Origin of the sequence: Kangiella japonica (genome assembly GCF_039523535.1) — a bacterium.
In the GTDB taxonomy this organism is placed as follows: domain Bacteria; phylum Pseudomonadota; class Gammaproteobacteria; order Enterobacterales; family Kangiellaceae; genus Kangiella; species Kangiella japonica.
Map to the genome: position 1 here is coordinate 536,660 of NZ_BAAAFM010000003.1, position 21,738 is coordinate 558,397.

Annotated in this window: 25 protein-coding genes; 8 read left to right on the forward strand and 17 right to left on the reverse strand. The window is 43.5% G+C overall.

Annotated features, from left to right (window positions below; translation table 11 throughout):
• Window positions 1-11: 11 nt before the first annotated feature.
• Window positions 12-518, forward strand: a complete 507-nt coding sequence (locus tag ABD128_RS05885) for a hypothetical protein (protein WP_343987916.1) — start codon at window positions 12-14, stop codon at window positions 516-518.
• A gap of 64 nt (window positions 519-582) precedes the next feature.
• Here the strand turns inward: ABD128_RS05885 and nudE are convergent, their stop codons facing one another.
• From nudE to gspC, 14 genes are all read right to left on the reverse strand, one after another.
• On the reverse strand, window positions 583-1,131 hold the full coding sequence (gene nudE, locus ABD128_RS05890; protein WP_343987919.1) for an ADP compounds hydrolase NudE: 549 nt from the start codon (window positions 1,129-1,131) through the stop codon (window positions 583-585).
• Between the two features lie 61 nt (window positions 1,132-1,192).
• Entirely contained in the window at window positions 1,193-1,876 is a 684-nt protein-coding gene (yrfG, locus tag ABD128_RS05895; RefSeq protein ID WP_343987922.1) for a GMP/IMP nucleotidase, read from the reverse strand.
• A complete protein-coding gene (gene gspN, locus ABD128_RS05900; protein WP_343987925.1) occupies window positions 1,855-2,607 on the reverse strand; it encodes a type II secretion system protein N in 753 nt (250 codons plus the stop codon). Before gspN ends, yrfG begins: the two co-directional genes overlap by 22 nt.
• 17 nt (window positions 2,608-2,624) lie before the next feature.
• The gene (gene gspM / locus ABD128_RS05905) at window positions 2,625-3,104 is read right to left on the reverse strand and encodes a type II secretion system protein GspM (RefSeq protein WP_343987928.1); all 480 of its coding nucleotides are present in this window, start codon (window positions 3,102-3,104) and stop codon (window positions 2,625-2,627) included.
• The gene (gene gspL / locus ABD128_RS05910; protein WP_343987931.1) at window positions 3,104-4,324 is read right to left on the reverse strand and encodes a type II secretion system protein GspL; all 1,221 of its coding nucleotides are present in this window, start codon (window positions 4,322-4,324) and stop codon (window positions 3,104-3,106) included. Before gspL ends, gspM begins: the two co-directional genes overlap by 1 nt.
• Window positions 4,325-4,327: 3 nt before the next feature.
• Complete coding sequence (gene gspK / locus ABD128_RS05915; RefSeq protein ID WP_343987933.1) at window positions 4,328-5,383, reverse strand: type II secretion system minor pseudopilin GspK; 1,056 nt, start codon at window positions 5,381-5,383, stop codon at window positions 4,328-4,330.
• A 16-nt stretch (window positions 5,384-5,399) separates the two neighbouring features.
• Window positions 5,400-6,089, reverse strand: a complete 690-nt coding sequence (gene gspJ / locus ABD128_RS05920) for a type II secretion system minor pseudopilin GspJ (RefSeq protein WP_343987936.1) — start codon at window positions 6,087-6,089, stop codon at window positions 5,400-5,402.
• Window positions 6,086-6,490 carry a type II secretion system minor pseudopilin GspI gene (gspI, locus tag ABD128_RS05925; RefSeq protein ID WP_343987939.1) on the reverse strand — a complete coding sequence of 135 codons (405 nt, stop codon included), beginning with the start codon at window positions 6,488-6,490 and terminating at the stop codon, window positions 6,086-6,088. Before gspI ends, gspJ begins: the two co-directional genes overlap by 4 nt.
• A complete protein-coding gene (gene gspH, locus ABD128_RS05930; protein WP_343987942.1) occupies window positions 6,477-7,145 on the reverse strand; it encodes a type II secretion system minor pseudopilin GspH in 669 nt (222 codons plus the stop codon). The genes gspI and gspH overlap by 14 nt, the downstream gene beginning before the upstream one ends.
• Complete coding sequence (gspG, locus tag ABD128_RS05935) at window positions 7,114-7,599, reverse strand: type II secretion system major pseudopilin GspG (RefSeq protein ID WP_343987944.1); 486 nt, start codon at window positions 7,597-7,599, stop codon at window positions 7,114-7,116. The genes gspH and gspG overlap by 32 nt, the downstream gene beginning before the upstream one ends.
• A gap of 17 nt (window positions 7,600-7,616) precedes the next feature.
• Window positions 7,617-8,840 carry a type II secretion system inner membrane protein GspF gene (gene gspF, locus ABD128_RS05940; RefSeq protein WP_343987947.1) on the reverse strand — a complete coding sequence of 408 codons (1,224 nt, stop codon included), beginning with the start codon at window positions 8,838-8,840 and terminating at the stop codon, window positions 7,617-7,619.
• On the reverse strand, window positions 8,840-10,372 hold the full coding sequence (gspE, locus tag ABD128_RS05945) for a type II secretion system ATPase GspE (protein WP_343987949.1): 1,533 nt from the start codon (window positions 10,370-10,372) through the stop codon (window positions 8,840-8,842). The genes gspF and gspE overlap by 1 nt, the downstream gene beginning before the upstream one ends.
• Window positions 10,372-12,540, reverse strand: coding sequence for a type II secretion system secretin GspD (gene gspD, locus ABD128_RS05950; RefSeq protein ID WP_343987952.1), 2,169 nt, complete (start codon window positions 12,538-12,540; stop codon window positions 10,372-10,374). Before gspD ends, gspE begins: the two co-directional genes overlap by 1 nt.
• A complete protein-coding gene (gene gspC / locus ABD128_RS05955; protein ID WP_343987955.1) occupies window positions 12,521-13,510 on the reverse strand; it encodes a type II secretion system protein GspC in 990 nt (329 codons plus the stop codon). Before gspC ends, gspD begins: the two co-directional genes overlap by 20 nt.
• Window positions 13,511-13,673: 163 nt before the next feature.
• Here gspC and ABD128_RS05960 point away from each other — a divergent pair, with 163 nt between their 5' ends.
• Entirely contained in the window at window positions 13,674-14,054 is a 381-nt protein-coding gene (locus ABD128_RS05960) for an RNA-binding S4 domain-containing protein (RefSeq protein ID WP_343987958.1), read from the forward strand.
• Between the two features lie 43 nt (window positions 14,055-14,097).
• Window positions 14,098-14,982: an Hsp33 family molecular chaperone HslO gene (hslO, locus tag ABD128_RS05965; protein ID WP_343987962.1), complete on the forward strand. Its 885-nt coding sequence runs from the start codon at window positions 14,098-14,100 to the stop codon at window positions 14,980-14,982.
• 10 nt (window positions 14,983-14,992) lie between these two features.
• Here the strand turns inward: hslO and envZ are convergent, their stop codons facing one another.
• Both envZ and ompR read right to left on the reverse strand, forming a co-directional pair.
• Entirely contained in the window at window positions 14,993-16,306 is a 1,314-nt protein-coding gene (gene envZ, locus ABD128_RS05970; protein WP_343987965.1) for a two-component system sensor histidine kinase EnvZ, read from the reverse strand.
• A gap of 25 nt (window positions 16,307-16,331) precedes the next feature.
• Window positions 16,332-17,054 (reverse strand): osmolarity response regulator transcription factor OmpR, encoded by a 723-nt coding sequence (gene ompR / locus ABD128_RS05975; protein ID WP_110199668.1) that lies wholly within the window; start codon window positions 17,052-17,054, stop codon window positions 16,332-16,334.
• A 173-nt stretch (window positions 17,055-17,227) separates the two neighbouring features.
• Here ompR and ABD128_RS05980 point away from each other — a divergent pair, with 173 nt between their 5' ends.
• The 5 genes from ABD128_RS05980 (at window position 17,228) to ABD128_RS06000 (ending at window position 21,367) form a co-directional block, all read left to right on the forward strand.
• On the forward strand, window positions 17,228-19,552 hold the full coding sequence (locus ABD128_RS05980; protein WP_343987970.1) for a Tex family protein: 2,325 nt from the start codon (window positions 17,228-17,230) through the stop codon (window positions 19,550-19,552).
• Window positions 19,553-19,707: 155 nt separating this feature from the next.
• Entirely contained in the window at window positions 19,708-20,220 is a 513-nt protein-coding gene (locus tag ABD128_RS05985; protein WP_343987973.1) for a disulfide bond formation protein B, read from the forward strand.
• 24 nt (window positions 20,221-20,244) lie between these two features.
• Window positions 20,245-20,544 (forward strand): antibiotic biosynthesis monooxygenase family protein, encoded by a 300-nt coding sequence (locus ABD128_RS05990; protein WP_343987977.1) that lies wholly within the window; start codon window positions 20,245-20,247, stop codon window positions 20,542-20,544.
• A gap of 167 nt (window positions 20,545-20,711) precedes the next feature.
• Entirely contained in the window at window positions 20,712-21,146 is a 435-nt protein-coding gene (locus ABD128_RS05995; RefSeq protein ID WP_343987980.1) for a hypothetical protein, read from the forward strand.
• Between the two features lie 2 nt (window positions 21,147-21,148).
• Window positions 21,149-21,367 carry a helix-turn-helix transcriptional regulator gene (locus ABD128_RS06000; protein ID WP_343987983.1) on the forward strand — a complete coding sequence of 73 codons (219 nt, stop codon included), beginning with the start codon at window positions 21,149-21,151 and terminating at the stop codon, window positions 21,365-21,367.
• Window positions 21,368-21,387: 20 nt separating this feature from the next.
• Here ABD128_RS06000 and ABD128_RS06005 read toward each other — a convergent pair whose 3' ends face one another.
• Complete coding sequence (locus ABD128_RS06005) at window positions 21,388-21,714, reverse strand: Mpo1-like protein (protein ID WP_343987986.1); 327 nt, start codon at window positions 21,712-21,714, stop codon at window positions 21,388-21,390.
• Between the last annotated feature and the right edge of the window lie 24 nt (window positions 21,715-21,738).

The window sequence follows — 21,738 nt, forward strand, 5'->3', positions numbered from 1 at the left end:
GAGGAACAACCATGAAATTATTATTATCACTATTAGTCGCTATTCCGTTAGTAGCTTGCAACAACCAAGCAACGACAGCGAAGGAAGCGGAAAGCAAAAGCGCTTACAAAAGTCCAGGTAAACCATCGATGAAGGTCGATATGGACTACCAAATCTCAAAAGAACGCGTTGCAGTTGGCGAAACGGTTGATATTCAATTCAACTTTAAAGGCCAAGTTAAACCTAGCAGCGCTAAATTAAAAACTAGCGAACAGCTTGTGCTACATGGCGATACTACAATTCAGATGCAAAAGTCAGGGAGCAATAGCCAACATAAATTTAGTGTCACGCCAATGACTGAGGGCATCCACTTAGTGACGGTCATTGCTGAGGATGTACAGCAGTCACATACAAAGCCTTTTGCAATTAGAATCGTTGCTGGCGACAAGCCTATTGAAGAATACTTACAGCAAAATGGCCAGCTTGAGATTGATGAAAATGGTGAAAAAATCATCTCGATGCCAGCTGAAGAGCGATAAAACTAAGCCATAAAAAAAGCCGCTTTATGCGGCTTTTTTATTAGCTTCAAGAGCTGTTCCTAGATTATTTCTCTGCCAAATAGCGCTGCAGTAAATAGATTGCAGCAATACTACGCGCTTCGCTAAACTCTTCTACGTCTAATAGCTTATCAATGTCTGAAAGTTTCCATGGAACCACTTCTATGGGCTCTGGCTCATCGCCTTCTAACTTACTCTCGAACAAGTCTTCAGCGACCACTAAGTGCATTTCATGACTTAAGTAACCCGGCGCTAATGTAATTTTTTTAAGCTCCGAAAGTGATTTCGCCGCATAGCCAGCTTCTTCTTGTAATTCTCGATTTGCAGCCTCCAACGCTGACTCCCCAGGGTCTATCAACCCTTTAGGAAACGCTAACTCATAACGCTCTAATCCTGCCGCATACTCTTTAATCAAAAGAAAAGTCTCGGAATCAAGCATAGGGATAATCATGACAGCGCCATGCTGACCCGCTTTTAGGCGCTCATAGATTCGAAAAACACCATTAGAAAATTCTAGCTCTAATTCTTCGACAGCGAAGATTCGAGTTTGGGCTATGATTTTTTGATTCTTTATTTTTGGTGTTTTAGATGTCATGTAATGTCTCTTCTAAATTTTTTATGCTAGCCAACAAATCTCTCTAAGTATACAAAGATAGCTAAACGAAATTATCAAGCAGTTCATCAAGGTAGTTAATGCTCGGTAATCCTGTATCTATTTTTGGAGGTTGGCTTGAATCAGGCTGCTCAATAATGGCTATATGTTTAACACCCGATTGTTGCGCTTGTATTAAAATTGATTCCGTATCATCAATAAATAAACATTGAGAAAGTGACGTCCCTATATCCTCTTCTAATTGCGACCAGAACAGGGGGGATTCTTTAGGTTTATGAAATTGATGAGAGGTATATAGCTTATCGAAATACTGCTCAATACGCGTCTGCTCTAATTTAACACGTAATGTTTCAGGGTGTGCATTGGTTACTAGGAAGACATCTTTATTGCTTGCGTGCACTTTCTTTAGAAACTCCAAGGTTCCTGGTCTAATGCTCACTTGGTGAGCGAGTTTAGACTTATGCTCAATAATATCAAAACCTAATTTCTCTGCCCAAAAGTCCGTACAATACCAGTTTAAAGTGCCGCTATAATCTTGGTAGCACCGCCCTAAAAACTCCAAGGACTCTTCCAACGACATGCCATTTACCTTTGCGTAAACACTAGGCACTTCAGTTTTCCAAAAGTGGTTGTCAAAAGCCAAATCAAGCAAGGTGCCATCCATGTCTAACAAGATAGCATCGATAGACCTCCAATCGTTGTGGCTTAAGGTAATTTTCCGCCCCATTCTAGATATATCCTGTCGCCTTGTGTTCGTCCCCAGCGCGTTAGCCAGTCCTTAAGGTTTGGCGGTAGCGTGGAGCTGGTGTGTAACTTCATAGTGAAACTTTTATCTATTGAAAGCTCGATAAAGCCTTTGAGATCTAAAACACCTTGATTTTCAACGACCGTTAACTTCAATGTATCAGTAGATTCCGCGACCTTACTCAGATTAAACTCTATATTTCCAAGCTCTAAATTATTGTTTGGGTACTCAATAATAGCGTTACGCCAGTGACCATTTCCATCTAAAGCCACGAGTTCACTATTTGCAAAATGTACTACGCCGACCGTACCACTAATTTGCCCTTTAGCCCCATCAATTGCTATGTTGAAGTTTTCAGGGATATAGGAAGCATCGATATCGAATGCAATATTATCAAACTTGAAATCCTTATTTGATAAATTAAGTTCTGCACTTATTTTAACTTGATTATCGTCAACTCGTAAGTCCGAGTTCAGGGAGCCAAGGAGCAAGGCTAGAGGATTAGTATCAAGCTTAACCTGACTTAAGTGATATTGACGATAGCCAACACTAGCAGCCTCGAATGACCAGATAGTGCCTTCTACCCCAATAAAACTCACGCCGGGAACAATATCACTAATATACGGCGTTGCCACTCTCGCTGGTGCAAGCGCCATTAATAAAACCACAAAAAATACGAGAACTAATAAAGCCCCCAAAATCATTTTCTTCATAACGAACTATACTAACACTATGATGGCTTAATAAATTTAATCGAAGCATCTACCATTCCAATAGTATCAGTGTCGGATACTCTTAAAGTATCCACAACAAGTCCTTGTTCTTGCTCTAGCGAACCAACCCACCTTAATACTTGGTCAAACTCAACATCGTCAAGTCTCACCTGTATCTCTTCGTCACGTTTCCGTTCTTCAATTCGGGAAAACTTTAGTCCGTATTGTTTACTAGTGGTGGTAATTAACTGATTTAAAGACTGTCGAGATACTTGCTTGCCGCCTGAGCGTGACTGCAAAGCCCTGACCTTACTTGTAATTTCTGGTAAATCTCGCTTAGCCAAGACAAGGCTTTCATTGAGTTGGTGTATGTGTTTTTTCACTGGCATAACCATCGCAATAAATATAATCAGCAAAGCCATCATGACGCCAAGAACTAGAACCATATTTCTTTCGCGGATGTTAAGTCCTGTGTACCACTGCTTGATAGAGTCCATTACTTGTCCCCCACTGTAATTCTTGCGGTCCAAACACCACCATTTTCAGAAGCATTTCGCATATCAACGTTCAAACCTGCAGCCTCAAGATTGCGTTGTGACTTTGTCAGAATGTCATAGTTGTCAGCCGTAACATCCAGACTTAGTTGTCCTCGGCTAGCAATATATTCTATTTGCGAGAACCTAATATTTTTAGTATCCATTGATGTTACTGATTGATTCATTAGTCCAGCAAAACTAACTGAACTGCCACTAGCGCCACCAATAGTTCTATAGCTATTATTGACCTGAACGACGGCTGTTGTCAGTGGTAAGCTGGGGTATAGCTTTTTAGTTTCAGCGTGTATTTGCTCCTCAACAGTGGTTAGCTGTTTGTTCAAATACATAATATGGCTGACAGTATAAACAACCCCCATCAGTATAAGTATCGAAGCCGCAATCGCAGGGAGCTTCCAAACTCCATAGTTTCTTTGTGTTTTCTTTTGAGATGCGAACTCTTGTTGTAGTAAATTAATCGATTTATCATCAAAGTTTGTCGCTAAAAATAAAAATGCATCCTCTACACTTTCCTTTTGTGTTGCCAAACCAGGTATAGCCTCTAAATCAATTTGACTCGACTCAGTAACAACAATACGAATTGCTTGAGTGACACTGAGTTCATCGGTTTGTAGCTCCAGCTTTAGCAACTGCTCGACAAGCCCCTGATCGGCAGACCAATAATTATTGTACTCCTGCCTAACCAGTACCTGATCTTCTACCAAAGCAGTCCAAGCATCTTTGAAACTTGGCAAGCAAGCTGCTTCCGATAGAACGAAGTCCGGCTCAATACCTGCGTCTTTTAGCAAAGTGACGAGTTGTGAAAAATAGTCTTTATCAATGACATTAACCCCGAGTCTATCTTGCTCATCAAAAGCACCGAGCGCAAAATGCTGACTATCTACACTGTCTAAGATCTGTTCTTCTAACTGATAAGGTATCGCTTTTTCTAAATGCTTACGATTCTTGGTTGGCGTCTTGACATTAAAACACTTCACACGATGCGCAGGAATCATCAGAACTATTTGCTGCTCTGCAACTACTTCCGCTAAAGCCTCAACGTCTTCTAGGAGTAGCTCTCCCTCTTGTTCAAAGCTTTCGTGCTTTTCACTAGACGCTGAAAGAACCCCCCATTGCAACGATTTTTCATCGCTTGTGAACCGTATAAATAACCGTTCTTTCATTAATCATTCTCCAATATGGCGTGCTATCACGTGAAAATTAGAATCATTTTTCAACATCAATGAATGCACAACCGCAGTACCTGTATTCACTCTTGCGCGAGCGCTCAATAACAAATACTTGCTATCAAAAACTAATCGCTCTTTACCCTTTTCGGATACTTTCCCGCTACCCAATGCTTCAAAAAAAGAAGTCTCGTCGTAGCCATCTTCAGGGAGCTCATCTAAAGCTTGTTTGACCTGAGACAGTTCCACGTCCTCTAACATGATCCAGACCAACTCAGCATGTTCTGGTTTCACTGTATTAACATTAATAGTGCCTTCAGTTGTTGGCAGGACGCAAATTAGCTCTTTTATCGAATCGTATATCTTAGGTGTAAAACCCTTTACGACAACCAACTCACTAGAGTGCGCCATTAGTGTATCAGCAGTTCGATAAGGAACCTCTAAACCCGTATATGTATAATCTTCAGCACCATCAATCCCAGATGGCTCCTGATCTTCATCGATCCAATCTTTGAGTGCTGTGGCCAAAGCTTGTGGTGATACGGTTTCTTCACCAATATGCGGCTCGATGAGCTTGGCAAATAAATCAACACCCGGCATACCGCTTTCATTATCATCCTCAATACGCCTCTCGCCTCCACTGTCGCTTCCTAAGTTATTACCAGCCCCAAGGTTACCACCTGTCTCTTCTTCCCCTGTAGAAGGCGGTTCCATCAAAACACTGTTAATATTGAAACAACTGTGCATATCACGAATCTGACCTTCTAATTGACCGAGACCTTGCTCAATCTCGAAAGAAATAGCACCTTGTGACCATGGCTGGTTGCGGTGAACTCTTTCGGCTTTGCTTTCTTTAAAGTAGTTACTCAGTTGATTCGTAGCAAACACTTCAGCACCATACATATACTGGTATGCCCTAGCACCATTGATGATATTTGCAGTTCGTTGAACATGCATCTGTTGTGAGCTAAGAATTTGCACGGCCAAAATGCTCAGTACGGAGAAGATTATCAGTACTGTAATTAAAGCCACGCCTCGACTATTCTGTAACCTCATGATTTCACCCTAAGCATTAGTTACGCCCTGCTCTAGGATTATCAGGAACTCCAGGCTCTTGTGGTTCTCCCGTACCCCCACCGTCATCAGCAGCCACTTCAAACTTCGGCATCGGAAATAAACGATGCAGCTCACCAAAGTCCTTTAAAGCGATGGTGACCTTAATTGCTTCTGGCATCGCTAAACGTTCGTCACCATCGACTAACCAGTCTTTCTTCCATGTATCGTTAGTCAGAAACTCCATTTTAAATTCATCAACTTGGGTTAAGAAGTCACGACTCATCTCTTGCCCTTCTCGGGCACTGTCAACATATAGCCAATGATGCCTTTCAATGCGGTCATCGACAAACTCGTACTTAACATGCTGTAGATTACTTCTTTTTAACTTTGCAGGGTTGCGCCAGTTTGTACGAGTAAATTCAATATAGTTATTGGCAGACTGCGATTCAGATTTCAATAATGGTGCGCGGTCACCAAAAGAGTTTCTTCGATCACGCGGAACCATGTGTCGAATATCATCTTCTAGTTGCCTAAATGCTAGTTGTACTTCTCTTAAACGCTCTATTTGCTTCTCGTTAGCATCAGATGTCACTTGGATAAAGTTAAAAACCTGTAGCGCACCCGCTAATACTACACTGAAAATAAACAATGCAATCAAAACTTCTGTCAGGGTAAAGCCCTTCTGTTGATTTACAGCTTTGTTCATCTTCGTTGACCACGTTCTTTATCAGACTTCTTTCCTACAAAGCCAGTCATGGTGAAAATACCTTCACTACCGAACTTGATACTAAAGCTAACGCGGCGCATAGTTTCGACTTCTGTGCCCACGACTTGTTGTTCCCACTCCCACTCTCGTCCGGCGTATTCCGTAACACCTTGCTTGGTGCCGATGGATGGCCATTCGTCCTCTATCTCGAGCTCTGCAAAGTGGTTTTGCGCAACATAGCTTGCTAAGGTTCGCTCCTTAGAATTGCCAAGCGCAACAACACTTGAAGCAAATAAACCTGACAACATGGGGGTAATAAAAATTGCTAGCACTGCTAAAGCAATTAACAGCTCTAACAAACTTAAGCCTTTTTCATTTTGCCCATGTTTACTCATCGTCATCGTCTTCTAAATCAAGGTCCCAATCGTGGCTGTAGTGACCTTTTATGGCATTTGATAACTTGATTTCACCAACATAGTTACCGGTAATGCGATAAAATACAGGTTCATCTCTATCAAGCCCTATGGTAACAACAAAGTCATTCATTTCACCGCTTGATAACATGTAAATCTGTGGTGTTTGCGACGATATTTTGGTTTCATCAGCTTGCTCCGCCTCACCCGAACCCTTATTACTACGTCCTGAATCAGTCTCGTCTTCTTGTTCGTTAGCCAGAAGCGCTTCCTGCCCTTCTAGATTAATACTTGCTTGGATGGGCTCTTCAAGCTCAATGTCGCGTAATAGTTGATGGTCTTCTAGTGGCTGCCATTTTCCGCCGTTATATATTAGGAAAGAATAGCCATCAGAGTCGACCCTAACGCCAAGTTCAATCCCCCGAATAATGGACTCTTCTTGAGCGACCTGTAATAACCCATAAAATTGGCGAGATTTATTTTTTAGCTTTGCTAATTCATTATCGCTTAGCGCAATGGTCGCGACCGCAATCATGAGTGCCGCAATGGCTAACGCAATAAGCACTTCAATCAGGGTAAAGCCTGATTGAAGTGCTTTATGATGATTTACTTTATTGATTGTCGGTATTGAAGTTCGCTTCATGGAGATTCCAAGTACCGATATCTTTATTTTCGCCTTCACCACCTTCACGACCATCTCCACCTAACGTGTATAAATCAAAGTCGCCATGACGGCCTGGGTAAATATAAATATAGTCTCTTTTCCATGGGTCTTTAGGAATCGACGTTGAGCCTAAATAACCAGAACTTGGATAGTTTTGTGGGATTGGTTCGCTTGTAGGTCGCTGAATCAAAGCTTGCAACCCTTGCTCGGTGGTTGGGTAATACCCATTATCAATTTTGTAAGTTTGTAGTGCTGTTTTAAGCGTACCAATATCACCTTTAAGCTTTTGTAAGTTGGCTTTATCAACGTTACCAATCAAGCTCAAGGTAACAAAAGTTCCCATAATTGCCACAATCGCAAGGGCAATTAGAATCTCAGTCAAAGTAAAACCTTTAACTTTTTTGTTCATTGAATGTGTGTGTCGTATTTTCATCGAATTAATCTCCATCATTAACCTGTAATAGAGTTAGTCAGCTGGAATATTGGCAGCATCATCGCCGCTACAATAAACATTACCATACCGCCTAACGCCAAAATAATTAGTGGCCCCATAATATTTAAAGCCACATCAATACTGTTCTCAAATAGTGTCTCTTGGTTTTCAGACACCTGCTCCAACATCTGCCCCAACTCACCGGACGCCTCGCCACTTCCTATCATGTGTATCATCATCGGCGGGAATTGACCGCTTTGTTGTAATGCCATCTTTAAACTGCCACCTTCTCGAACTTTAATTGCGGCTTCGTTAATCGCCTTCCGCATTCGCAAGTTTGACAGAACTTTACCACCAATCTTCATTGCTTCGAGTAACGGTACGCCGCTCGAATGCAAAATATTTAATGTACTGGTAAATTGAGCTGTATTTAGGTTACTCGACAAGCGACCTATAACTGGCATTTTCAAAATGGCGGAGTGCCACTTTAGACGGTTTTCTTCTTTTCTTAACCACACTTTAATTCCTGCGAAAGCCAAAACTGCTGCGATAAGAACGTATAAACCATACGAAATGGTGAAGTTACTGATTCCAATCAGGACTTTTGTAATACCTGGTAGCTCCTCACCCATGTGCTGAAATTGCTCAACCACTTTAGGCACAGCAAAAACCATTAATCCTGCAACAACACCAACCGCCACCAGAATTAACACGATGGGGTAAACCATTGCGGCTGAAACTTTGCTACTTATTTTTTGGCGCCTTTCAGTGTAGTCGGCCAGTCGGTTTAATACTTTATCTAAATGCCCCGCACGTTCACCGGCAGCTACCATCGATCGAAATAGCTCGTTAAACACGGCTGGAAATTCGGCTAAACCGTCAGCTAAAGTATGGCCTTCCATGACTTTCGCACGCACGCCTAAAAGGATGGTTTTAACTTTAGATTTATCGGTTTGTTCGGCGACGGCTTTTAGGGATTCTTCAATTGGTAGCGCCGCCCTAACCAAGGTAGCAAGTTGTCTAGTAACTAACGCTAACTCTGAAACACTTATTTTAGGGCTGAAAAAACTGGCGCCACCTTTGTCATTTTTTTTTCCCGCGTCACCGATATGATTGACATCCAACGGTGTCAGATCTTTTTCACGCAGTTGCTGCCGAATTTGTCTTGCAGTATCGCCTTCTAATACACCTTTTTTTTGCTTGCCTTTAGCGTCAAGCGCAAGATACTCAAAAGCTGCCATTAATCCTCCCTAGTAACCCGAAGAACTTCTTCTACAGTGGTAATCCCTTGGAGAATACGATGGCGTCCATCGGCCCGAATATTTGGTGTTGTTTGTCTTGCATGACGCTCCATTTCTTGTTCACTATTATTGTTGTGAATCATGGTGCGCATTTGCTCATCGATCAATACTAATTCGTAAATACCCTGACGGCCACGGAATCCTTGCTGGTTACAAGCATCACAACCGACGGGATGATAAATAGTCGGTGGGTTTTGCGGATCAAAGCCCATTAGCTCACACTCTTTAGCGTTCGCGGTAGCAGGCTGCTTACATTCGTCACACAACTTTCTCACTAGTCGCTGCGCTAATACTCCGAGTAAGCTCGAAGAAAGCAGGAATGGCTCAACGCCCATGTCTTGCATACGAGTTACCGCGCCGATGGCGGTATTAGTGTGCAACGTAGATAGTACTAAGTGTCCCGTCAAACTCGCCTGAACCGCAATCTGAGCAGTCTCTAAATCTCGAATCTCACCAATCATGACCACATCAGGATCCTGACGTAGAATTGCTCTCAAACCACGAGCAAAGGTCATGTCTACTTTAGGGTTGACCTGTGTCTGGCCAATTCCATCAAGCAAATATTCGATAGGATCTTCTACCGTAAGAATATTGCGCGAGGTGTTATTCAATAAGGACAAGCCCGCGTACAGCGTGGTTGTTTTACCAGAACCTGTTGGGCCTGTTACTAATATGATGCCATGCGGTTTATGCAGTAAATCACTCATCAGTTCCATGGTGTCAGGCTGCATACCGAGGTGAGAAAAATCGAGTCGACCAGCTTCTTTGTCTAATAAACGCAGTACTACTCGCTCACCATGACTCGATGGCATGGTAGAAACACGCACATCGACCGCACGATTTGCAATTCGAAGTGCAATTCGACCATCCTGCGGAATTCTTTTTTCTGCGATATCAAGCTTACCCATAACTTTGATACGGGAAACTAATAAAGGGGCGAGTTTACGACTTGGTTGTAACACTTCGCGTAATACACCATCAACGCGGAAGCGTACCGATAGCGTTTTCTCAAAGGTTTCGACGTGAATATCCGAGGCATTTTCTTTTATTGCTTCGGTTAATAAGGCATTGATCAGCTTAATAATTGGAGCGTCGTCTTCGGCTTCTAATAAATCTTCCGTTTCTGGTAACTCTTCCGCCAGTCGGAACAAATCCATCTCATCGCCCAAGTCTTCCATCGTTTGGCGCGCATCGGTGGCGCCTGACTGGTAATAAGCGCTTAGCTCTTTTTCAAATGCCTCTTCGTCTAACCACTCAAGATTAAAAGTTAGAGGATAATGCCTTCTGACTTCGAGCAATGCTTGAGGCGAAGCTCCTTCACGCATAAAGCATTTAACGCCATCATCAGTTTCCAGCAAAAAGACGCCATGTCGCTTAGCAAAACTAAACGGCATGGTTCGAAAGCGACCTATTTCACCCGCTTTTTCAGACTCTGAACTTAATGCTTCTGCTGTTTCTAGCTGCTCAGACATTAGTCTTCATTTGCCTCTTCTTCAGGTTGCGAATCAGTGCTCTGCCCTTGATCAAGTAACTTTTCTTTATCCATATAGGCTTCAAAACTTGGTGGCAACACTAGCGCCTCATCGTAAGTCGGCATCACTGGCGAGTCGACAGTTGGCATTAGGCTAATCCCTTTATTCGCCTGCTCCAGTTGCTGCGCACGCATGTAACTGTATTTTGCATTACTGATATCGCGTAAATCTTTGTCGTCACGCAAAACCCTTGGGTGGATAAACACCATCAAGTTGTTTTTCGTTTTTTGTGTACGCTCAGACTTGAAAGCATGGCCTAAAATAGGGATATCGCCTAACAAAGGTACTTTTTGTGAGCTTTGCTGGATATCATCTTTAATCAAGCCACCGAGAACAACCAGGCCGCCATCAGGAACCAATACTGACGTTTTGACTTCACGCTTGTTAGTAACAACGTCAACTGCCGTGGTACCGGCTAACGATGACACTTCTTGTTCGATGTTTAAGCGAACATAGTTACCTTCGTTAATTTGTGGAGTGATTTTTAACATCACACCGACATCTTTACGATCAACGTTCTGGAACGGGTTGTTATTATTATCGCCTAGCGTTGAGCCTGTAATAATCGGAATTTCCTGACCCGCTTTGAAAATCGCTTCTACATTATCCAACGTTGTCACACTTGGACGCGCCAAAGTATTCGAGTCGGTTACACCTTCTAGCGCTTTAATAAACGCTGCCCAGCTTAAGCCCGTTTGACTCATGCGGGCGATGCCAAGGCCGGCACCTTGAAGGCCACCTAGTACTTCAGCTAATGCAACTCCATTGTCACCGCCGGTATTCCGGGTTTCTGTCCCCGTAATTTCTCCAGTCTCAGGGTCTCGTGTAAAAACCTCTTCTTGTTGACCACGGTTTGCAAGCGCACCACCGGCAATCTGACCAATGCTGGTTCCGGTGTTATTGAAGTTTATGATACCCGCTGGCTGTGTACCCGAACCCGCTGGTGAGAATAACCATTGAATGCCGAGCTCTTTCGCCGTGTTATCTGAAATTTCAACGATAATCGCTTCTACATGAACCTGTTTACGGCGAATGTCTAAACTACGGATAACCGAATCAAATTCACGCATAATATCTGGTGGAGCAGTTAATACTAAGGCGTTGGTCTCTTCGTGGAACTGAACCGAATAGAGCGATCGTTGTGAAGCTCCGCCACCAGCACCAGCGGCACGGCCTGAGTTAGCAGCCTCTTCTTTTTGCTTAATTTCGCCAATGCCCGACAAAACATCAGCCACTTGCTCTGCATTCGCGTATTTTAAAAATATGGTTTTGGTATTGCCGGTGGAATCTAACTGACGATCAAGACTATGAATCAATGCTCTTAGTCGAACGCGCTGACGATTACCTGCACTCAATAAAATACTGTTAGTACGCTCATCAGCAACATACTTTGGCGCCTTAACTTGATTAACACGCTCTTGTTGCCCGCCACGGTTTAAACTTTCTAGGATTCGTACAATTTCACTGGCTGAGGCGTGCTTTAATGGGATAACTTCAATTTCTTCATCGTTTGCTTTATCGGTGCGCTCAATAATTTTCGTAATGCGCTGCACGTTTGATGCGGAATCGTGCAAGATTAAAGTGTTAGTGCCTTGGACAGCAAACAAGTGACCCGATTGCGGCGAAACTAAAGGGCGCAGCACGTTCATGATCTGTTGTGCATCGACATTTTGTACTGGAATCACCTGAGTAATTGCCTGATCACCGTAGTCGCCTGGGTTAGAGACATTAACCGGCGAGGCTTCGTAACGTGCCTTTTGGTCTTGTACGATTTTAATGACGCCATTATTTTCTATCGCTTGGAAGCCATGGATCTGAATTGACGAAACAAAGATGTTGTAAATTTCATCTTTGCTGAAGTCATTATTCGAGATAATCGTTACCTTTAACCCTTTGACTCTAGGGTCAACGATCATGGTTTTGCCGGTAATCCGCGCAACCGTCTCGACGACTTCCCGAATATCGGCGTCACGTACATTTAAACGCTCAGCCTTGGCCATTACAGACGACAGTAGTAGCACCAAGGAGAACAGCCCCATGACTGTGCCTTGTTTCCAATTAAGTCGATTTTGTTGATAATTATCCTGACTATTTAATTTGTGTTGCATTGCCTTCTCTCTTGTCTAGGTTCGGCTCTATATTTGGTCTTGAGCGAGGTGGTGAGTCTGCTCTTGAGCGCCCATTATCGTTTCCTGAAACCCCTAATAATAATTTTACGGGCTGGCCATTACGCTGAATTGTCACTTCTACAGATTCAGCGTTATTAAGTTCGTTTAATATCCCCATCATTCCTTGGCCATTAAGGTCTTGTCCATTGACCGATGTAATCACATCATTTCGGCGTAGGCCAAGTCTAGTGAACATTCGAGGGTCTTTACCAGGTGACACTTTAAAACCAGTCACTTGACCGCTGCCATCAACCACCGGCTGAACATTGGCGATATCTTGTAACGCCTGAGGGTTGCTATAAACCTTCTCTTTCATCTCAGCCAACTCTTGACTGAGGCGAGCATCGCGGCGTTTGTCTATAGTGCGATCAGGCATTGGCTTTGCCGCTTTCTTTCTCTGTTTAGTCGAAGACATCACCTCTTGGTTTAAATTTTCGACTAACGTAAGCGTTTCATACTTGCCACCGTTTTTAAGGATGACTTGCAAAGTGTCTACCTGATGTAAGGTGACTTGGCCTCGTACTTTTAGTTTATCTCCGATAAAGTAGACCCCTTCTTGGCTTCCATTAGCCTCGATAATGGCGCTACTCAGTTTATCTTCTGATGAAACGTAAGTGCCTAATAATTTTAGGTTTAATTGAGTTTCTTCGGCTTCAACTTGCTCTTCAATAGGCGCATTAGCCTGTCCGAACAAGTGCATGCTAGCAAGACGCTCGACATTAACTTTTTTAGTTTGGGTAGGAATTGGTGCTGACTTTATAGGCGCGCGCTCTGGCGGTGGCTGAAAATATTCAACCCATAGCCAAACCAATTTAGCCAAGATAAAGAGGCTTATAATAGCCAATACCAAGGCGACAATTCGTGCTATTAACCTACCCCGTTGTTGCACGAATTGGGTAACATTGTTCATTATTGAATTCATTTATATTATTTGTACGGGTGTCCGCACAATCCTGAGTAAAGTCCTCAAATATTCTTTAGCCATCTTTCTCTGAGATAGCTTATAATGGCATATTCCCACTCAAAACGCGGAAAAGCAAGACAAGATACTGTAAAGATAAGTAAGGTTCAAGATGACAATTGACAATTCTGTGAGGTTAGACAAGTGGTTATGGGCGGCCCGATTCTTTAAGACTCGGTCAATCGCCAAAGATGCTATCGATGGTGGTAAAGTCCACTGCGATGGTGTTAAAGGTAAAGCCAGCCGTGCGGTTACCCTCGGTATGAGCTTAAAGATTCGCCAAGGATCTCATGAAAAGACAGTCATAGTCCAAAGCTTATCGGATAAAAGAGGACCTGCGAAAGTAGCTCAAGAACTCTATCAAGAAACGGCCGAAAGTATCAAAAATCGTGAGGCTTTAGCTGTGCAAAGGCAGTCCATGCCTAAGACTGAAGGCAAACCCGACAAACGCCAGCGTCGCCAGATCCATAGATTTAAGCGCGATAATAGCTAAAAGCCACCACATTGAATTCATTAGAAACACAGCGGATTTTTATATGTCAGACTCGATTCAAAGATTCACATTTTCTCAGTTACCAATACGAGGCGAGATTGTAACTCTTGAAACCAGTTACCAAACTATTGTCGAGCAACACCAGTATCCTGCTGCTCAACGCCAATTACTGGGTCAAGCTTTAGCAGCCAACGCCTTGTTAGCCGAGATGATCAAAATTGACGGAAAGGTTGCGTTACAGCTCCAGAGCCAGTCAGCGGTTAAGCTTTTGTTAACTGAATGCACTCATAAAGGTCACCTACGCGGACTAGCTAAAATTGATGCGGAACAGGCGACTGAACAACTGAACTTTCAGCAGTGGACTCAGAAAGGCCAGATGGCAATTACCATTGAACCGGAGAAAGGTAAACGTTATCAAGGCGTGGTGCCGCTTGAAAGCCCGGAGCTGTCACAATGCCTTCAAGACTATTTCGTACGTTCTGAGCAATTGCCTACCTATATCCAGTTGTTTGCCAGCGACAGCAAAGTATTTGGCTTATTTTTACAAGTGTTACCGGGCAACTCACAACAAGACGTTTCAGCGGAAGAAAAAAGCAAAGCCTTTGCTCATGTTAAAGCTTTAGCCGAAACGCTTAGCGCTGAAGAAGCTTTAGAATTAAGCCATCAAGATTTGCTTTATCGACTGTTCCACCAAGATGAAGTGGTTTTATATCCCGAAAAATCTCTGCAGTTCCAATGCGTTTGCTCTCGCGAGCGTAATGAAAAAGCGCTCGGCACCATCGCTCCCAAAGAGCTAATAGAGATGGTGCAAGAAAGTGATGGTCAGCTAGAACTCGCTTGTGACTTCTGTAATAAGAAAGAAGTCTTTACCGAGCAAGATATTATGGCCTTATTAAGCAATAACGTCGCAAGCGACAGTATAAACTAAAGCTATTGCTTTAAATTTTCGTAAGAATTGGGAACTCTAGGCGGGCTTCAAGTCCGCCTTCTTTACGATTATGAAGCGATACTTTTCCGCGGTGTAACTCAGCAATTCTCTGAACAATAGCTAGTCCTAAGCCAGAGCCACCACCGCTACGCGCGCTATTGCCACGCGAAAACGGTTGGAATAAACGCTCCATTTCTTTTTCGTCGATGCCAGGGCCTTGATCAAACACTGAAACCCTTACGCTATTTCCTACCACTGAAGTTTTCACCTCTAAAGGCGCTCCAGCGTATTTTAGACCATTCATGATAAGGTTTGTCACCAAGCGCTTCATCGCCATTGGCTTAAAAGGTAATGGTGGTAATTCGCCAAACTCATAGCTGATATCTTGGGTCTGGATTCTGGCTGACTTGATGCAGTCTTCGACTAAGGTGTTTAAGTCACCTACTTGATCGCGTTCATCGCGTCCATCACGGACAAAAGAGATAAATTGATCAATGATCTGATCCATATCCTCGGTATCTCGCACAATGCCTTCTTTGACTTCCGCTTCATCTTCGCCCATAAACTCAGTAGCAAGACGAATTCGCGTCAATGGTGTACGCAGGTCATGAGAAACACCGGCCAGTAACAAAGTCCTATCTTCTTCAAGTTGCTGTACGTTACGCGCCATCTGGTTAAAAGCCCGAGTCACAGTAACCATTTCCTCTAAGCCTTCTTCTTTTAGTTGGCCGGGGTTATCACCGCGCCCGATTTCTCTGGCCGCAAACTCTAGACGCCGCAAAGGACGACTGATTTGTTTAGTGAAGATCCAACCACCTAATAAACTAAGCAGCAGGATTGCCGTAAAATATACAATTGGCGGGTGAATATAGAAGCCTTCGAAGGGCTCCATCGCAATACGGAACCAGACGTTGTTATGTTTCGGCGACTTAATCCAGTAATAAATTTTGTCGGACTCTTCCACGCGCATTTCAGTGCTCTCTTCTGGCACCCCCAAGCTATCCGCCAATTGCGCAGTTAGCACCGTATATAACCGCGCTTCGCGTAACTGCTTAGGATCGCCCATCCTAGTCGAGACCATTTGGATGCGTTGCTCATCCATGATTTCTAGGCGCACCTCATTGCTCATTTTTCCTTCAATTTCAAGGTCCTGCATGCTCATAGCAGTTTTAACATCCGACGCTAACAACTGCACCAGTTGTTTCATTGAAGGTTGAGCTACGTACCACGAAATCGACAAATAAGAGACCCATTGATTAATCAGCAGTAACACACCGACCAATAAGGCAATTCGTCCAAAGGCACTGTTCGGTAAAATTCGCATGAGGTTAGGTGGCCACTAACAAAGCCTAGGCTTCGCCCCCATCGGGAACAAAAACATAACCCACGCCCCATACAGTTTGGATATAACGCGGGTGTGCTGGGTCTTCTTCAATCAAGCGACGCAGGCGCGACACCTGAACATCAATACTCCGCTCAAGCGCCGAATAATCACGTCCACGCGCAAGATTCATTAGCTTATCTCGTGACAAGGGTTGGCGTTGATGTTCAACCAAAGACTTTAGAACCGCAAACTCACCACTAGTTAAAGAAATCGACTTACCATCATCAGTCATCTCACGTGTCGCAAGATTCAGCGTAAAACGTCCAAAACTAACGATAGACTCAGAATTACTGGGCGCGCCTGGAATGTGTTTCGCTTGGCGTCTTAGAACGGCGCGAATACGAGCTAACAATTCACGGGGGTTAAAAGGCTTGGCCAAATAATCATCAGCGCCCACTTCAAGGCCAACAATTCGATCAACTTCGTCGCCTTTGGCCGTCAACATGATGATCGGGATCGGGTTATTATTCGAGCGTAAGCGACGACAAATCGACAAACCGTCTTCGCCGGGTAACATCAGGTCTAAAACCATCAGATGATAGTTTTCGCGCTCTAAAAAGCGATCCATTTGCTCAGCACTTTCGACCGTACGAACGATAAAATCCTGCTCCTTCAAATAGCGCTCAAGCAAACTGCGTAAACGCACATCATCATCAACCACTAATATTTTCGGTGTTTCCTCAGTCATGGTTTTCCCCATCCTTACCAATCACATATCGAATAAGTCACGTTTTTTTATCAATAAGCACTAAATATGACAATTTGCTGATAATAACCGCGGAATGTCGAATTTAGACTTTTTTCATATTTCCACAAGCACTATACTATGACGCCATATTTTTCCCAATACACGAAAATAAGATGTTACAAATTAACCAGCAAATTGCTCAAGAGCTTAATGTCCGCCCTCAACAAGTTGAAGCGGCCGTCAAGCTTCTCGATGAAGGCTCAACCGTACCGTTTATTGCGCGTTACCGTAAAGAAGTTACTGGTGCGTTAGACGATACCCAACTTCGTGATTTAGAGCAGCGACTGGGCTATTTGCGCGAATTAGAAGATCGCCGTAGCGCCATCTTAAAAAGTATTGAGGAGCAGGAAAAGCTCACGCCAGAGCTGGAAAAGTCGATCAAAAGCGCCGACACTAAAAGCGAACTGGAAGATTTATACCTTCCATACAAGCCTAAGCGCCGCACCAAGGCTCAAATCGCTCGTGAAGCAGGTTTAGAGCCTTTGGCACACGCCTTATGGCAAGATCCTACGCTTGATCCTGAGCAAGAAGCAGAAAAATACCTGAACGAATCTGACGAAAAAGATAAAAACATCGCCACCACTAAAGATGCCCTAGATGGCGCGCGTCAGATTTTGATGGAAGAGTTTGCGGAAAATGCCGATTTACTCAAGCAATTGCGCGAATATTTATGGGAAAACGCTTATATTCAAGCCAAAGTGGTTGAAGGTAAAGAGCAAGAAGGCCTTAAATACTCAGACTATTTCGACCATAACGAAGCTTTTAACGCCATTCCTTCGCACCGAATTTTAGCGCTACTGCGTGGCCGTAACGAAGGCATCTTGTCGCTACAGATGGTGTCGAACAAGAAGCTGATTGAAGACGAAGACGGCGCTGATCCTTGCGTAGGTACCATTGCGCAACATTTCAATATCCAAGACCAGGGTCGCCCTGCTGACAAGTGGTTACAGCAAGTGGCTCTGTGGACTTGGAAAATTAAGCTTCATCTTTACATGGAAACCGAGTTATTAACTAAGGTTCGTGAGCAAGGTGAAGCCGAAGCCATTCGTATTTTTGCTAAAAACCTCAACGACCTATTAATGGCGGCGCCTGCTGGTGCAAAAACCACCATGGGCCTCGATCCTGGTTTACGTACGGGCGTTAAGGCTGTGATTGTTGATGATACGGGTAAGCTACTAGCTCACAGCACCATTTTCCCACATGCGCCACAAAAGCAATGGGATCAGTCGTTGCGTAAGCTTGAAACCATGTGTGAAATGCACAAAGTCGAACTGATTAGTATTGGCAACGGTACTGCTTCGCGTGAGACTGACAAGTTAGTGGCTGAGCTGATGAAAAAAGCGCCACAGCTTAAATTACAGAAAATTATGGTCAGCGAAGCTGGCGCATCGGTTTATTCCGCTTCTGAGTTAGCGGCTAAAGAATTCCCTGATCTGGACGTTAGCTATCGAGGCGCCGTTTCCATCGCTCGCCGTTTACAAGATCCGTTAGCAGAGCTAGTTAAAATCGAACCAAAATCCATTGGCGTAGGCCAATACCAACACGACGTCAGCCAAAGCCAATTAGCGAAAAGCCTAGATGGCGTGGTTGAGGACTGTGTAAACGCCGTTGGCGTTGATTTGAATATGGCGTCGGTTCCTTTGTTAACGCGAGTTTCTGGCTTAAGCAAAACCTTAGCGCAGAACATCTATAACTGGCGTAATGAAAACGGTCGCTTCAGCTCGCGTCAGCAATTATTAGAAGTTGATCGCATGGGTCCTAAGACTTTTGAGCAAGCGGCAGGTTTCTTGCGCATCACAGATGGCGACAACGCTTTAGATAGCTCTGGCGTGCACCCTGAAACTTACCCAATCGTTGAAAAGATTATCAAAGATCTGCAATTACAAGACGTTCACCAGCTAATCGGTAACGACAAGCACTTAAAACAGATCAAGCCAGAAAACTACACCGATGAGCAGTTTGGTGAACATACTATTAACGATATTATCAAAGAGCTCGATAAGCCAGGGCGCGACCCTCGCCCAGAGTTCCGTATGGTGCAATATAAAGACGGCGTAGAGACGCTTAAGGACCTAAAGGTCAATATGGAACTTGAGGGTGTGGTAACCAACGTTACCGCTTTTGGTGCTTTCGTTGATGTTGGTGTTCATCAAGACGGTCTCGTTCACTTGTCGGTTATGGCCAATAAGTTCATCAAAGATCCAAGCGAAGTGGTTAAAGCGGGTGATATTGTCCGCGTATGGGTTAATGAAGTCGACTTACAAAGAAAGCGCATCAGCTTATCCATGATAGGCCCCAACACCGAAGGCCAAGCCAAATCAAGCGCTCCAACTCAACACAAAAAGTCAGGACAGCACAAAACGGCCAAGAAAAAAACTCAGAAGCAGCCTCAAGGCGCTTTTGCAGACGCACTTTCTGCCGCGCTCAAGAAAAACTAGTCGAACGCTTGTTAGAGCAGGATTGACCTTGTTGACGTCCTGCTCTAGCCTTTATCTACCCCTGTCAGGGCACTAACACTTGCACTTTTTACCGAGTCCATGTAGTGTGCGCTAAATTGCTTGCTCAAACAGAGCCTGTGAAAGAGTCTAAACTAATGAATTTAAACAATCGTGGCTGGAATTTTTTTGGCGCATTTATCTGCTACCAGCTAATCATTACGGCCTTGTACTTCCAGTACGTTGATGGCTTAGAACCATGTCCTTTATGTATTTTCCAAAGAGTGATGGTGGTTGCTTTGGGCGCTATTTTGCTCATCAACGCAATCCACAATCCTAACATTCACTCTTGGGCCAATAGGGTCTACCAAATTCTAGCACTACTACCAACAATCGGCGGCACTATCATTGCCGGTCGCCATGTATATCTGCAACACCTGCCTGCCGACGAAGTTCCGGCCTGTGGTGCGCCGTTAGAAACACTAATGGATGTCCTGCCATTTACACAAGTCATCCAAACAGTTCTGTCTGGAGACGGTGAGTGTGCAAAAGTAAGTTGGAACTTCTTAGGGCTTTCTATGCCTGAATGGATGCTAGTTATTTTTATAATTGCAGCTTTGGTCATTGGATTTAGACTTTTTAGGTCTTTCCAGAAACCAAAACCTTATTAACTTTCTACTTTATTAGGTGTCCCAATGGTTCGTATTATTATTGAGCGTAACATTCTCGATGGTAAGCTCGATGACTATCATGCACTCATTCGCCAAGCTAAGAATAAAGCGAGTAATTTACCTGGCTTTTTATCCGGTGAAATTTTTCACATCAAAGATCAGCCTCGTCAAGTTATCGTCATGTCTTGCTGGGATTCTTTTGAAACGTGGGAGGTATGGGCTGAGTCCGAAGAACGTCAAGATTTACTTGATGCAATGCGCCCTTTGCTCGAGTCTGATGAAAAAGTGATGGTATTAGAAGCGACAAACCTTAAGAAAGACTAATTTAATATCAAAAACTTGGCTCATAAAATACAGCCGCTAGGAGTTGATTCTTAGCGGCTTTTTTATGTCTTGCATACTTAACGAGCCCACACAAAGGTAAATATTTATTGACTTAATGTTAAATATGACTAACATTATGTTATATTTAACTTACTTAAAGGGTTATTATGATGTTCAAGGACTTAACGTTTAGAGAAAAAAGTGCTCTGGTGCATATAACGGCTCTAGGCCTTTTGTTGGCTTTCACCCTTGCGCAAATATGGCCATTCTTTAGTGGTTATGAAGAGTCTATCTTGGTGGTCAAACCCTTTTGGGTCGCTCTGGTGATTTTTATTTTGATAGAAATTATTGGTCATTCCATTGTCGCCGCTAGGAACAAAAGAGAAGCTAACGCAGAAGGTGATGAACGCGAGCGCTTGATCGTGCTAAAGTCGAACTACTACTCTAGCCACCTATTCGGCTTTTGTCTGATCGGTTATCTCTCCATCAGTATGCTTTTTCAGATCCCTTTCCTAAACATATATTTTGTCTTTATTATTTTTGTTGTGGCTGAAATCGTTAATTATAGCTCCCAACTAATTTTATTCCGTCGTGGAGTGTAGCCATGGCGAAGCAAATCCCTATTAGTAACAACATCAAGACATTACGCTTTTTAACCGGCGAAATGACCCAGCAAGACTTAGCTGAGCAATTAGGCGTGACACGACAAACAGTGGCAGCAATCGAACAACGAAAATACTCGCCGTCGCTAGAGGTTGCTTTTAAAATTTCTAAAATCTTTGGTAAGTCGCTAAACGAAATTTTTACTTATGAAGAGCCTTAGTTAAGGAAAGATAAATCATCTCAAAAGTATTTCGGCCACTCATGTTTCAGTCGACCTGTTAAGGCGTAATAAAACATTTTGTAATCGGCCGCTAAGGACCAGAAGGGATAGGTAAAAGTAGCAGGTCTGTTTTTCTCAATTAAAAAGTGTCCTATCCATGCTGGGCCATAACCCGCGAACAGCACTAGAGGTAGCAACCACCACTTTTGAGCAAGGCTCAGCCAAATTAATAGGGTAATCGAAACGAAAGTTCCAACATAATGCAGGATGCGATTTCTGGGCAAGCGGTGCTCGCCCAGATAATAAGGCCAAAACTCTGAGAAACTGGTAATTTCTTTATTAGCCATTATTTTATATTAACTTAGCTATAG